Annotated in this window: 17 protein-coding genes; 13 read left to right on the forward strand and 4 right to left on the reverse strand. The window is 50.8% G+C overall.

Going from position 1 to position 12,527, the window contains the following annotated elements; translation table 11 throughout:
* The first annotated feature begins 4 nt into the window (after window positions 1–4).
* The 6 genes from trpB (at window position 5) to HV477_RS02535 (ending at window position 4,737) form a co-directional block, all read left to right on the forward strand.
* Window positions 5–1,198 carry a tryptophan synthase subunit beta gene (gene trpB, locus HV477_RS02510; RefSeq protein ID WP_000209485.1) on the forward strand — a complete coding sequence of 398 codons (1,194 nt, stop codon included), beginning with the start codon at window positions 5–7 and terminating at the stop codon, window positions 1,196–1,198.
* On the forward strand, window positions 1,198–2,004 hold the full coding sequence (gene trpA, locus HV477_RS02515; protein WP_079825271.1) for a tryptophan synthase subunit alpha: 807 nt from the start codon (window positions 1,198–1,200) through the stop codon (window positions 2,002–2,004). The genes trpB and trpA overlap by 1 nt, the downstream gene beginning before the upstream one ends.
* A gap of 479 nt (window positions 2,005–2,483) precedes the next feature.
* Window positions 2,484–2,666: a general stress protein gene (locus HV477_RS02520; RefSeq protein WP_000807657.1), complete on the forward strand. Its 183-nt coding sequence runs from the start codon at window positions 2,484–2,486 to the stop codon at window positions 2,664–2,666.
* Between the two features lie 89 nt (window positions 2,667–2,755).
* Window positions 2,756–3,259 carry a ferritin-like domain-containing protein gene (locus tag HV477_RS02525; protein WP_001022826.1) on the forward strand — a complete coding sequence of 168 codons (504 nt, stop codon included), beginning with the start codon at window positions 2,756–2,758 and terminating at the stop codon, window positions 3,257–3,259.
* A 73-nt stretch (window positions 3,260–3,332) separates the two neighbouring features.
* Window positions 3,333–3,839, forward strand: a complete 507-nt coding sequence (locus HV477_RS02530) for a ferritin-like domain-containing protein (protein WP_001109977.1) — start codon at window positions 3,333–3,335, stop codon at window positions 3,837–3,839.
* Window positions 3,840–3,858: 19 nt separating this feature from the next.
* On the forward strand, window positions 3,859–4,737 hold the full coding sequence (locus HV477_RS02535; protein ID WP_000488348.1) for a manganese catalase family protein: 879 nt from the start codon (window positions 3,859–3,861) through the stop codon (window positions 4,735–4,737).
* Between the two features lie 81 nt (window positions 4,738–4,818).
* Here the strand turns inward: HV477_RS02535 and ompW are convergent, their stop codons facing one another.
* Window positions 4,819–5,457, reverse strand: coding sequence for an outer membrane protein OmpW (ompW, locus tag HV477_RS02540; protein ID WP_000714798.1), 639 nt, complete (start codon window positions 5,455–5,457; stop codon window positions 4,819–4,821).
* Window positions 5,458–5,794: 337 nt separating this feature from the next.
* Between ompW and HV477_RS02545 the strand changes: the two genes are divergently transcribed.
* The 4 genes from HV477_RS02545 (at window position 5,795) to yciA (ending at window position 8,126) form a co-directional block, all read left to right on the forward strand.
* Window positions 5,795–6,199, forward strand: coding sequence for a YkgJ family cysteine cluster protein (locus tag HV477_RS02545; RefSeq protein ID WP_000114955.1), 405 nt, complete (start codon window positions 5,795–5,797; stop codon window positions 6,197–6,199).
* A gap of 25 nt (window positions 6,200–6,224) precedes the next feature.
* Window positions 6,225–6,968: a YciC family protein gene (locus HV477_RS02550; protein ID WP_000028507.1), complete on the forward strand. Its 744-nt coding sequence runs from the start codon at window positions 6,225–6,227 to the stop codon at window positions 6,966–6,968.
* A 56-nt stretch (window positions 6,969–7,024) separates the two neighbouring features.
* Entirely contained in the window at window positions 7,025–7,564 is a 540-nt protein-coding gene (locus tag HV477_RS02555) for a septation protein A (RefSeq protein WP_000808682.1), read from the forward strand.
* Window positions 7,565–7,724: 160 nt separating this feature from the next.
* Window positions 7,725–8,126 (forward strand): acyl-CoA thioester hydrolase YciA, encoded by a 402-nt coding sequence (gene yciA, locus HV477_RS02560; protein WP_000210317.1) that lies wholly within the window; start codon window positions 7,725–7,727, stop codon window positions 8,124–8,126.
* A 59-nt stretch (window positions 8,127–8,185) separates the two neighbouring features.
* Here the strand turns inward: yciA and tonB are convergent, their stop codons facing one another.
* On the reverse strand, window positions 8,186–8,914 hold the full coding sequence (gene tonB / locus HV477_RS02565; RefSeq protein ID WP_079898838.1) for a TonB system transport protein TonB: 729 nt from the start codon (window positions 8,912–8,914) through the stop codon (window positions 8,186–8,188).
* A 223-nt stretch (window positions 8,915–9,137) separates the two neighbouring features.
* On the opposite strand from tonB, the gene HV477_RS02570 reads away from it, so the two are divergent.
* Window positions 9,138–9,434, forward strand: a complete 297-nt coding sequence (locus tag HV477_RS02570; RefSeq protein ID WP_000967605.1) for a YciI family protein — start codon at window positions 9,138–9,140, stop codon at window positions 9,432–9,434.
* Between the two features lie 43 nt (window positions 9,435–9,477).
* Here HV477_RS02570 and HV477_RS02575 read toward each other — a convergent pair whose 3' ends face one another.
* Window positions 9,478–9,651: a YciY family protein gene (locus HV477_RS02575; RefSeq protein WP_001531561.1), complete on the reverse strand. Its 174-nt coding sequence runs from the start codon at window positions 9,649–9,651 to the stop codon at window positions 9,478–9,480.
* 142 nt (window positions 9,652–9,793) lie between these two features.
* On the opposite strand from HV477_RS02575, the gene cls reads away from it, so the two are divergent.
* Window positions 9,794–11,254 (forward strand): cardiolipin synthase, encoded by a 1,461-nt coding sequence (gene cls / locus HV477_RS02580; RefSeq protein ID WP_000206886.1) that lies wholly within the window; start codon window positions 9,794–9,796, stop codon window positions 11,252–11,254.
* Between the two features lie 33 nt (window positions 11,255–11,287).
* Entirely contained in the window at window positions 11,288–11,617 is a 330-nt protein-coding gene (locus HV477_RS02585) for an HI1450 family dsDNA-mimic protein (protein WP_000425070.1), read from the forward strand.
* Between the two features lie 47 nt (window positions 11,618–11,664).
* On the opposite strand, the gene HV477_RS02590 is transcribed toward HV477_RS02585, so the two are convergent.
* Window positions 11,665–12,501 (reverse strand): ion transporter, encoded by an 837-nt coding sequence (locus HV477_RS02590; protein WP_000059071.1) that lies wholly within the window; start codon window positions 12,499–12,501, stop codon window positions 11,665–11,667.
* Window positions 12,502–12,527: the final 26 nt, after the last annotated feature.

A 12,527-nucleotide genomic window follows, 5' to 3' on the forward strand; every position in this document is an offset into this window, starting at 1 on the left:
AAACATGACAACACTTCTCAACCCCTACTTTGGTGAATTCGGCGGCATGTATGTGCCGCAGATCCTGATGCCTGCGCTGAACCAGCTTGAAGAGGCCTTCGTCAGCGCGCAAAAAGATCCTGAATTTCAGGCGCAATTCGCCGATCTGCTAAAAAACTACGCGGGACGCCCCACCGCGCTGACGAAATGCCAGAACATTACCGCCGGTACGCGTACCACGTTGTATTTAAAGCGCGAAGATTTACTGCACGGCGGCGCACACAAAACCAATCAGGTACTGGGTCAGGCGCTGCTGGCCAAACGGATGGGGAAAAGCGAGATTATCGCTGAAACCGGAGCCGGTCAGCACGGCGTCGCCTCTGCGCTCGCCAGCGCCCTGCTGGGTCTGAAATGCCGTATCTATATGGGCGCCAAAGACGTTGAGCGCCAGTCGCCGAACGTCTTCCGTATGCGTCTGATGGGCGCTGAGGTTATCCCGGTTCATAGCGGCTCCGCTACGCTAAAAGATGCCTGTAACGAGGCGCTGCGCGACTGGTCCGGTAGTTACGAAACGGCGCACTATATGCTCGGCACGGCGGCAGGACCGCATCCCTATCCCACCATCGTTCGCGAGTTCCAGCGCATGATTGGCGAAGAGACGAAAGCGCAAATCCTCGACAAAGAGGGCCGTCTGCCAGATGCCGTTATCGCTTGCGTCGGTGGCGGCTCAAACGCTATCGGGATGTTTGCGGATTTTATTAATGATACCAGCGTCGGGCTAATAGGCGTTGAACCTGGCGGTCACGGTATTGAAACCGGCGAGCATGGCGCGCCGCTTAAACATGGTCGCGTTGGCATCTATTTCGGGATGAAAGCGCCGATGATGCAAACAGCAGACGGGCAAATTGAAGAGTCCTATTCCATTTCCGCCGGGCTCGATTTCCCATCCGTTGGGCCGCAACATGCGTACCTGAACAGCATCGGACGCGCGGATTATGTCTCCATTACCGATGATGAGGCGCTGGAAGCCTTCAAAACGTTGTGCCGCCATGAGGGAATTATCCCGGCGCTGGAATCCTCCCACGCGTTGGCGCACGCTCTGAAAATGATGCGCGAGCAGCCGGAAAAAGAGCAACTGCTGGTGGTCAATCTCTCTGGCCGCGGTGATAAAGACATCTTTACCGTACACGATATCCTGAAAGCGCGAGGGGAAATCTGATGGAACGCTACGAAAATTTATTTGCACAGCTCAACGATCGCCGGGAAGGCGCTTTTGTCCCCTTCGTAACTCTGGGCGACCCTGGCATTGAACAGTCACTGAAAATTATCGACACACTGATTGACGCTGGCGCCGACGCTCTGGAGCTGGGGGTTCCCTTCTCCGATCCTCTGGCCGATGGCCCTACCATCCAGAATGCGAACTTACGCGCCTTCGCTGCTGGCGTCACGCCGGCTCAGTGTTTTGAAATGCTGGCGCTGATTCGTGAAAAACACCCGACCATTCCGATTGGCCTGCTAATGTACGCGAATCTGGTGTTCAATAACGGCATAGATGCGTTCTATGCCCGTTGTGAACAGGTTGGCGTAGATTCCGTGCTGGTCGCAGATGTCCCGGTTGAAGAGTCGGCCCCCTTCCGCCAGGCGGCGTTACGGCATAATATCGCGCCGATCTTCATCTGCCCGCCAAATGCGGATGACGATCTTCTGCGCCAGGTCGCATCTTACGGCCGCGGTTATACCTACCTGCTTTCCCGTTCGGGCGTCACCGGCGCGGAAAACCGTGGCGCATTGCCGTTGCATCATCTCCTTGAGAAGCTTAAAGAGTACCATGCCGCGCCTGCATTACAGGGCTTCGGTATCTCCTCGCCGGAACAGGTGTCTGCGGCCGTGCGTGCCGGGGCGGCTGGCGCTATCTCCGGCTCAGCCATTGTCAAGATTATCGAGAAAAACCTCGCGTCTCCCGAACAGATGTTGGCGGAGCTCAGGTCCTTTGTCTCAGCCATGAAAGCCGCCAGCCGCGCATAACGAGTTAAGCCGTCAGCATAACGCTGGCGGCTTAATGAGTGGCTGGCGCCGAACCAGAATCACGATTCAGACGTACATCATCAATCTTTTTGGTGTTATTCCCCGTCCAGCTTTCAAAAAGTCTGAAGTCAATTTTTGCTAAGAAAACTCCTAATCACGCCGAAAAATTTAGCGTTTTCACGTCAATTTCCCCCGCCTTTATGTAAAGAAATGTCAGCAAACAATGCATTAACGTTTCTATGGCTGCAGATAGTGACGCTTGTTATTAATAACAATGCAAAGCATTTTCTGTTAAATCGCTTATTCTAAAAGAAAATATAGAATATATTATCTCTAAACCATTTTTTGTGCGTTATTTACGCGGTAAATCACAACTATTTCCGTCAATTTGACTAATCGGTTTAACCAACTAATTTTAATAGGGTGTCGACACGGTTAAAACCGATTTTTTCAGCAAGCAACGAGACAGGAGAAATAATATGGCCGAACATCGTGGTGGTTCAGGAAATTTCGCCGAGAATCGTGAAAAAGCATCTGAAGCGGGCCGCAAAGGCGGTCAGCATAGCGGTGGGAATTTCAAAAACGATCCGCAACGAGCTTCTGAAGCCGGTAAAAAAGGTGGTCAGAATAGTCACGGCGGACGTAAATCCGATAATTCCTGATTTACTGTAATGTAAATACAACACATGCTTTTATCAAGCAATCTGCGAGTCTTCTGGCTCGCAGTATTTTGCCCAGGAGAATTAGATTTATGAATATCAAAACCGTTGAAGACCTTTTTATCCATCTACTTTCAGATACCTATAGTGCAGAAAAACAATTAACCAAGGCTCTTTCTAAACTAGCCAGAGCCACGTCCAATGAAAAATTAAGCCAGGCCTTTCAATCTCATCTTGAAGAAACCCAGGGTCAGATTGAACGTATTGATCAAATCGTCGAATCTGAATCTGGCATTAAACTGAAAAGAATGAAATGCGTCGCTATGGAAGGGCTGATTGAAGAAGCCAATGAAGTCATCGAAAGTACGGAGAAAAACGAAGTACGCGATGCAGCGCTTATCGCCGCGGCGCAAAAAGTCGAGCATTACGAAATCGCCAGCTACGGCACGCTAGCCACCCTGGCCGAGCAGCTCGGCTATAGCAAGGCATTAAAACTGCTCAAAGAAACCCTCGACGAGGAAAAACAAACTGATTTAAAACTTACCGATTTAGCAGTCAGCAATGTTAATAAAAGTGCTGAACGAAAATCGAAATAATATTTTTAATTATCAGCTTGCATGATTCCGATTTTATTATCGGAGCAGATTATCACGCATTGAGGAATTTAAAATGAATTATACTGAACATTATCATGACTGGCTTCGTGACGCCCATGCCATGGAAAAACAGGCAGAATCGATGCTTGAATCTATGGCCAGCCGTATTGAAAATTATCCTGATATAAAAGCCAGAATTGAACAACATATTAGTGAAACCAAACATCAAATTACCATGCTCGAAGAAGTGTTGGACCGTAATGGCATTTCCCGTTCGGTGTTGAAAGACTCCATGAGTAAAATGGCAGCAATGGGGCAATCTATCGGTGGCATGTTCCCTTCCGATGAAATTGTCAAAGGCTCAATTAGCGGTTATGTTTTCGAGCAGTTCGAAATTGCTTGTTATACCTCCCTGCTGGCGGCGGCAAAAAAAGCTGGCGACACTGCCTCAATTCCGACGATTGAAGCCATTCTGAAAGAAGAAATGCAAATGGCTGACTGGCTGATCAAACATATTCCGCAGACAACGGAACAATTTTTACTGCGATCTGAAGCAGATGGCGTTGAAGCCAAAAAATAAATAATAAGCAGGAGGCAATATGTTTCGACACGTAAAACAACTTCAATATACTGTGCGAGTGAGCGAACCTAATCCTGGATTAGCGAACCTGCTGCTGGAACAGTTTGGCGGCCCGCAGGGCGAACTGGCGGCCGCCTGCCGCTACTTCACGCAAGGTTTAAGCGATGATGATGCCGGTCGTAGAGAGATGTTAATGGACATCGCCACCGAGGAGCTGAGTCATCTGGAAATTATCGGCTCACTGGTAGGAATGCTTAATAAAGGCGCTAAAGGCGAGCTGGCGGAAGGTACCGAAAACGAAGCGGAACTTTATCGCTCGCTGACGCAGAATGGTAATGACAGCCATATCACCTCTCTGCTGTATGGCGGCGGCCCTGCGTTGACAAACTCCGGCGGCGTACCGTGGACCGCGGCTTATATTGATACTATCGGCGAAGTCACAGCCGATCTACGCTCAAACATCGCGGCCGAGGCGCGAGCGAAGATTATTTATGAACGCCTGATTAACCTGACCGACGATCCTGGCGTAAAAGACACGCTCAGTTTCTTAATGACCCGTGAAGTCGCGCACCAGCTCTCTTTTGAAAAGGCGCTGTATTCGATTCGTAACAACTTCCCGCCGGGTAAATTACCGCCGGTAGAACAGTATACCGACGTGTACTACAACATGTCGCAAGGCGACGATCCGCGAGGTAGCTGGAATAGCGATGAGAACTTCAACTATGTCGCAGAACCGATGCCTGCTGTTGATGGCGGCGATGGCCTGGCGACAGTGAAATTGCCGCGCGAGCAGTTGGCGCTGCTCAAAGCGATGGCAGAAAGAACGAAATCGGACCCCACCGTTGATCCTCTCACTGGCGCAGAACTAGGCTGCGGCGAACCGAAAGAAGACAAGTGAGTTCCGACAAGTAAAATCCGTGTGTCATGTCCTTTTTTGACCCCGCCTGGCGGGGTCTTTTTTCGTCACAACATCACGCGATTAGAAACGATAGCCTGCCGAGAACATAAATACCCATGGGTCCAGACGCACGCTGTCATGCTGCTGCACGCCGCCCATTTTATAATTGGCGGTAGTATCAATATCCATGTACCAGACAGAGGCGCCAATTAACCAGTCGCGGTTAATCAGGTAATCTACCCCAACTTGCCCTGCCGCGCCCCAGGAATCCTTAAAGCTCAGATCGGACAGCCCGGTCTTTTTACCATTATCGTTAAAGTCGTTATCGAAGAAGGTGGTGTAGTTCACCCCCACGCCGACATAAGGACGCACTTTGCTGCTGGAATCGCCGAAGTACCACTGCGCCATTAACGTTGGCGGTAACAGGTGGACCGTGGCGATATCGCCCGTCGCGCCCGTACCCACCTTATGGCGGAACGGCGTGGCCGCCAGCAATTCAACCCCGATATTGTCCGTCGCCATGTAAGTGAATGTCAGGCCGAGTTGCGTGTTATTACTCACATCAAACCCGTTTAAATGCCCCAGCGTACCACCCGCCCCTTCTGTAGGTCTGACGGTTGCCGGACCTGCACGCATAAAGAATTCTCCGGCTTCGTGCGCGAACGCGCTGCCTGAGAGAAGAGTTGTTAACGCCAGTGCCGCCACTGTAAATTTTTTCATACCCGCTCCATCGTTATGGTTATAAAAGCGTGATGAATATACCCACAATGAAGTAATAAGTGATCTAACACAGATCACATTTGTTCTTATAATTTAACATTTATTGATCCAGATTAATTTAGAACTTGTATTGAAAATCCTGGTTATAGGAATTCAGATCAATTTTGACATATTCACGCTATGCAAATATTTGTCTGCTCCTGTTGCCCTGGCGATAAAGGCTGGCTAAGGTAATCAATGTCCCGCAATGGCGCGTGGCGGTAAGATTCGCGAACACTGCGGGACAGATTAATTTCCGTTGTAATCTATTGATACGTGAGTTTTTTGCAGGTGAATCATGAGCGTTCTTAACCCATGCATGACATGCGGTGCCTGTTGTGCCTATTTTCGTGTCTCCTTTTATTGGGCTGAAGGCGACGATGCCAGCGGACGCGTTCCGGCGTCATTAACCGAGCCTGTTACCCCTTTTTTACGTTGTATGGCCGGTACCAACCAAAAACAGCCGCACTGTAAAGCGCTAATTGGCACGCCGGGTGAAAACGTCAGTTGCGCTATTTATGAAAACCGCCCTTCAACCTGTCGCGAATTTTCGATATCGGGCGAAGGAGGCGAAGTGAATGAGGCGTGTAATCGCGCCCGCGCGCGATACGGATTACCGCCGCTTTACAAAGATATGCTTTTCCATACAACTGCTGATGCTGCCACTGTAGAGTTATCCAGGGTACAATTGCCCGCAAATTAACACCTGCAAAACTCAAGGAGAGTGCATGTCTATCACGGCGAAGTCCGTTTACCGTGACGCCGGAAATTTTTTCCGAAATCAATTTATTACTATCTTGCTGGTTTCGTTGCTGTGCGCATTTATCACGGTGGTCTTAGGTCATGCCTTTTCACCCAGCGATGCGCAAATCGCGCAACTCAGTGAAGGAGAACATCTGGCAGGCAGCGCTGGCCTGTTTGAGCTGGTACAAAATATGACGCCGGAGCAGCAGCAGATCCTGTTGCGCGCCTCTGCCGCCTCGACGTTTTCCGGGCTTATCGGCAACGCTATTCTGGCCGGCGGTATCATCCTGATGATTCAGTTAGTTTCAGCGGGACATCGGGTTAGCGCGCTGCGCGCTATCGGCGCCAGCGCCCCTGCATTGCCTAAACTGTTTATTCTCATTTTTCTGACTACCCTGTTAGTGCAAATCGGTATAATGCTGATTGTCGTTCCGGGGATTATTATGGCCATTGTGCTGGCGCTTGCGCCAGTGATGTTGGTTGAAGAGAAAATGGGCGTGTTTGCCGCAATGCGCAGCAGTATGCGTTTAGCCTGGGCTAACATGAGACTGGTCGCGCCTGCGGTGATAGGCTGGTTACTGGCTAAAACATTGCTATTGCTGTTCGCGCCCAGCTTCGCTGTACTGACCCCAAATGTAGGCGCTGTACTGGCGAATACGTTGAGCAATCTGATTTCCGCAGTATTGCTTATCTACTTATTCCGCCTGTATATGTTGATTCGCCAATAATCCGCAATGCGCCGTTACGCGGCGCATTCGACGCTCGTTGATGATGGAATCGAAGAATGAAGCAGTTTCTGGATTTTTTACCGCTGGTTGTCTTTTTTGCGTTTTATAAACTTTATGACATCTATGCGGCGACCTCCGCACTGATTGTCGCGACGGCAATCGTGCTGATTTATAGCTGGGTGCGCTATCGGAAAATAGAGAAGATGGCGCTGATTACCTTTGTTCTGGTTGCCGTCTTCGGCGGTCTGACGCTCTTCTTCCATAACGATGAATTTATTAAATGGAAGGTGACGGTTATTTATGCGCTGTTCGCCGGCGCGCTGTTAATAAGCCAGTGGGTGATGAAAAAACCGTTAATTCAACGTATGTTAGGTAAAGAACTGGCGTTGCCGCAGCAGGTCTGGTCAAAGCTGAACCTGGCGTGGGCGCTGTTTTTTATTGCGTGCGGTCTGGCTAACATTTATATCGCCTTCTGGTTGCCGCAAAATATCTGGGTTAACTTTAAGGTCTTTGGACTCACGGCGCTGACGCTCATTTTTACCCTGCTGAGCGGCGTCTATATCTACCGGCATCTGCCACAGGAAGATAAATCATAACCCTCCCGTGACTTATCATCGCCAGACTGCGAACGCCTGGCGATATTTTCTTCGCCTTTACGCCCTGCGCTTTCCCGTCAGTACCTTTATTCCCACTATTCTCCACACAAAATTCATAGTAGCATCGCGGCTGTAATTTTTTCTGATAGTCGGTTTTACAATGACAACAATGGATAATACTCCTCAGGGCGAGCTGGTTTTACGTACATTGGCCATGCCTGCCGATACCAATGCGAACGGCGATATTTTTGGCGGCTGGCTGATGTCGCAAATGGATATTGGCGGCGCGATACTGGCCAAAGAGATCGCGCACGGTCGGGTTGTAACCGTACGCGTGGAAGGAATGACATTTCTGCGCCCCGTCGCGGTTGGCGATGTCGTATGCTGCTACGCGCGCTGCGTTAAACGCGGTACGACGTCTATTAGCATCAATATTGAAGTCTGGGTGAAAAAAGTCGCGTCAGAACCGATTGGACAGCGCTACAAGGCCACCGAGGCGCTGTTTATTTATGTTGCCGTCGATCCGGACGGTAAACCTCGCCCGCTCCCGGTTCAGGGTTAAGTATACCCGCTTACGCCGCCAGCAGGTGATGGTATATTCCTGGCTGGCGGCGCCAGAGATTACTCAATCTGCGCCGTACCGTTCAGACGGAAGATAATATTGACCACCAGCCCGGAACCCGGCTTGCCTGCTTCATAGCGCCATTTTCGCATCGCATTCTTAACTTCACGCTCAAACATATTGGCTGGCTGCGCGGACAGAATCTGTACATTTTCCACTCGCCCAGCAGAGGTCACGTCAAACTTCACCTTTACGCGGCCTTCAATACGTAACGCCTGTGCTCGCGCCGGATATTGCGGCTGGTTACGGCTCAGAGCGCGAGGTCCAGTGGGTACGCTCACCGCCGGCTTGCTGGTCGCCGAGGCGGTGCTGCTTGTTGGCCGCGCCGGGGCGCTATTTTCAAACGGTGAGGCAGGACGCGGCGCGGCTGGTTTGACTTCGCGCTTCGGCTGCTCTTCAACCTTTTTCACCGGTTCCGGTTTCGGTTTTGGCTTGGGTTTTGGCTTAGGTTTGGGTTTCTCAATCACCACGGGCGCTTCTTTAGGCGGTTCAGGGAGCGGCTCTGGCTCCGGTTCGGGTTCAACCACCGGCTCCGGCGGCGGCTGAACCGCCTGGGGCGGCTCCAGGTCGGCGGGTGAAACCATTGTCACCGTGATAGGCTGCGCTGGCGCAGGCAATTCAATAACCTGATGTACCGAGGTATAGAGCAAACCTGCCACTACAGCACCATGAATGCCTACGGAAAGGAGTGTCGGCCAGGGAAAGCGACGAGGTAAATCAAGGGTCATTGAAGTCATAATCGTTTCAGTTGAAAAACCAGAGCTGAATTTTAAATGCAAATAGCAATCATATTCAATAAGGCATTGCCGATAGCGGCATTTAAAAGATGATATCGCACAAAAACACCACACAAAATGTGCATGTTTAACAAAGTCGGTATCTTTACATTGCAGTTAAATGCCCTTTCCAATAACGTAATCAGCAACTTTTACCGATTAAGGAGCTCTACCCGTGCTGTATGTTATTTACGCTCAGGACAATGCCAACTCGCTTGAAAAACGCCTCTCGGTACGGCCCGCGCATCTGGCGCGCCTGCAACTTCTGCATGATGAAGGGCGATTATTAACTGCCGGGCCGATGCCCGCAGTGGACAGTAACGATCCTGGGGTAGCCGGATTTACCGGGTCAACGGTGATTGCTGAATTTGAATCTTTAGAAGCAGCGCAATCCTGGGCTGATGCGGACCCCTACGTCGCCGCGGGCGTCTATGCGCAGGTTTCGGTCAAACCGTATAAGAAGATCTTTTGAAAAGGATGGCCTGTTGGGCACCGCATACGGTGCCCTTTCTGGCTCACACACCGTGAATCGCAAAGAGTAATGAATTACGCTGACGATTAAAGATGCATTTCCTGATAGTATGGATACGCATATTACGGCGTGATTGCCCTTCAAGCCAACGCGCTTTACGGCGGCTCGCCTGACGTAGCATTCGCCAGCGCCCCACTTCCGTTCTACTACGCTTCATGTTTACGACTCTCACTGTAACAGAAGCGCCATTATACCCCCTCGCCGGATGCAGACCAGCGCTTTTCCCGTGTTTTTATTTGCCATGTGAATCCTGACGCGTAAACTCTTAACAACACGCTTTCTAAAGGATTTTTAAAGTTATGACAACCTTCTACACCGTGGTGAGTTGGCTGGTCATTTTGGGATACTGGGTTCTCATTGCCGGCGTCACATTACGTATTCTAATGAAACGGCGCGCAGTTCCCTCCGCAATGGCCTGGTTGTTAATCATCTATATCCTTCCGCTGGTCGGGATCATCGCCTATTTGTCCGTGGGCGAATTGCATTTAGGCAAACGTCGCGCCGAGCGTGCCCGCGCCATGTGGCCGTCTACCGCCAAATGGTTGAATGATCTCAAAGCCTGCAAACACATTTTCGCGCAAGAAAACAGTAGCGTCGCATCGTCCTTGTTTAAGCTGTGCGAACGACGTCAGGGGATTGCGGGCGTCAAAGGCAACCAGTTGCAATTGCTTACCGACTCCGATGATGTCATGCAGGCGCTTATTCGCGATATCCAACTGGCGCGGCATAATATCGAAATGGTGTTTTACATCTGGCAGCCAGGCGGCATGGCGGATCAGGTCGCTGAATCGTTAATGGCCGCCGCCCGCCGCGGCATCCACTGCCGGCTTATGCTGGACTCCGCGGGTAGCGTCGCTTTCTTCCGCAGCCCCTGGGCGGCCATGATGCGTAACGCTGGCATTGAAGTCGTAGAGGCGCTGAAGGTGAATCTGATGCGCGTCTTTTTACGCCGTATGGATCTTCGCCAGCACCGTAAAATGGTGATGATTGACAATTACATCGCCTATACCGGCAGTATGAATATGGTGGATCCGCGTTTTTTCAAACAGGATGCCGGCGTTGGACAATGGGTCGATTTGATGGCGCGGATGGAGGGTCCCGTGGCGACAGCAATGGGGATTGTTTACTCCTGCGATTGGGAAATCGAGACGGGTAAACGCATTCTGCCTCCCCCGCCGGACGTGAATATTATGCCGTTTGAGCAGGCCAGCGGGCATACCATTCATACCATTGCTTCCGGTCCTGGTTTTCCGGAAGATCTCATTCACCAGGCACTATTAACCGCCACCTATGCTGCGCGCGAATATTTAATTATGACCACGCCATATTTCGTCCCCAGCGACGATCTGCTGCACGCCATTTGTACCGCTGCGCAGCGCGGCGTGGATGTCAGTATTATCCTGCCCCGTAAAAATGATTCACTGCTCGTCGGCTGGGCCAGTCGCGCCTTTTTTAGCGAGTTACTGGCGGCGGGCGTGAAAATCTATCAGTTCGAAGGCGGGCTGTTACATACCAAAAGCGTGCTGGTCGATGGCGAACTGAGCCTGGTCGGTACCGTGAATCTCGACATGCGTAGCCTGTGGCTTAATTTCGAGATTACGCTGGTCATTGATGATACGGGTTTCGGCGCCGATCTGGCTGCGGTACAGGACGATTATATTTCGCGCTCCCGCCTGTTAGATGCGCGTTTGTGGGTAAAACGTCCGTTATGGCAGCGTATTACCGAGCGATTGTTTTACTTCTTTAGTCCATTGCTGTAAAACGTGACCAACATGAGTAAACAGGTAGTCACTATGGAAATGGATCTGAACAATCGCCTGACTGAAGACGAAACGCTTGAGCAGGCTTACGATATTTTTCTTGAGCTGGCGGCGGATAATCTTGATCCGGCTGATATCATTCTGTTCAATTTGCAATTCGAGGAGCGCGGCGGCGCGGAGTTGTTTGATCCCGCTGAAGACTGGCAAGAGCACGTCGATTTTGACCTGAATCCAGACTTTTTTGCCGAGGTGGTGATTGGCCTGGCGGATACCGAAGACGGCGAAATTAACGACATTTTCGCCCGCGTTCTGCTGTGCCGGGAAAAGGACCACAAGCTGTGCCATATTCTCTGGCGCGAATAAGCGGTTCAGGCCGGATGGCGTCTGATTGCGCCCTCCGGCAAGCCTGTTTAATCCGGTAGCTTACTGCCGCATCGGTTACAATATTGCGCGCTATGTTCATGCTGGCTTTGCTGGCACTGCGGACATTTTCGCTGCCAGTGACGTTTTTGAAACGCGCTGCTCATGTGCGTGGTAATCAGTCCTGTAGGAATCGCAATCACCGAATAACCAATCAAAATAAGCACCGACGCGACAATACGTCCCAGCGGCGTATGCGGCGTAATATCACCATACCCCACGGTTGTGACTGTCACTATCGCCCAATACACCGAGGCATTAAGCGTCGTGAAGCCATATTTCGGTCCTTCAATAAGATACATCAGGGCACCGAAAATAATCATCACGATCGCAATAAATGAATAGAACAGAATAAGCTGATGACGCGCGCTAATAATGGCGCTCCAGAATACCCGCAGCGATGGCATAAAGCGTAGCAGTTTAAGAATACGCAGCACGCGAATCGCTCGCATAGCGCGCCAGGCAAACATATAGTTCAGGCTAATTTCCGGCCACAGCCACATGACGTACAGCGGCAAAATCGTCACCAGATCAATAAATCCCCAGAAACTAAAAACGTATTTTGCCGGGGCGGGCCAACTAAACAGTCTGAGCAAGTATTCACCGGTAAATATCAGGGTAACGCAGAGCTCCAGCCAGACAAAAATATGCCATTCATCAAATGTCAGGTGATATTCCGTTCCTACGCCTGATTCAACAAAAATGACCAGTACGCTAAGCAGCGCAAACAGCGCGCATAACCCTTCAAAACGGCGACCTGAGCGCGTAGTCAAATCGAACAGATTATGATAAAGACGACGGCGAACCGACGACAAAGAAAGTGACACGGTAACCTCACCTAAAAGAAGGGCTG

The organism is Salmonella sp. SG203 (assembly GCF_013350575.1).
In the GTDB taxonomy this organism is placed as follows: Bacteria; Pseudomonadota; Gammaproteobacteria; order Enterobacterales; family Enterobacteriaceae; genus Salmonella; species Salmonella enterica.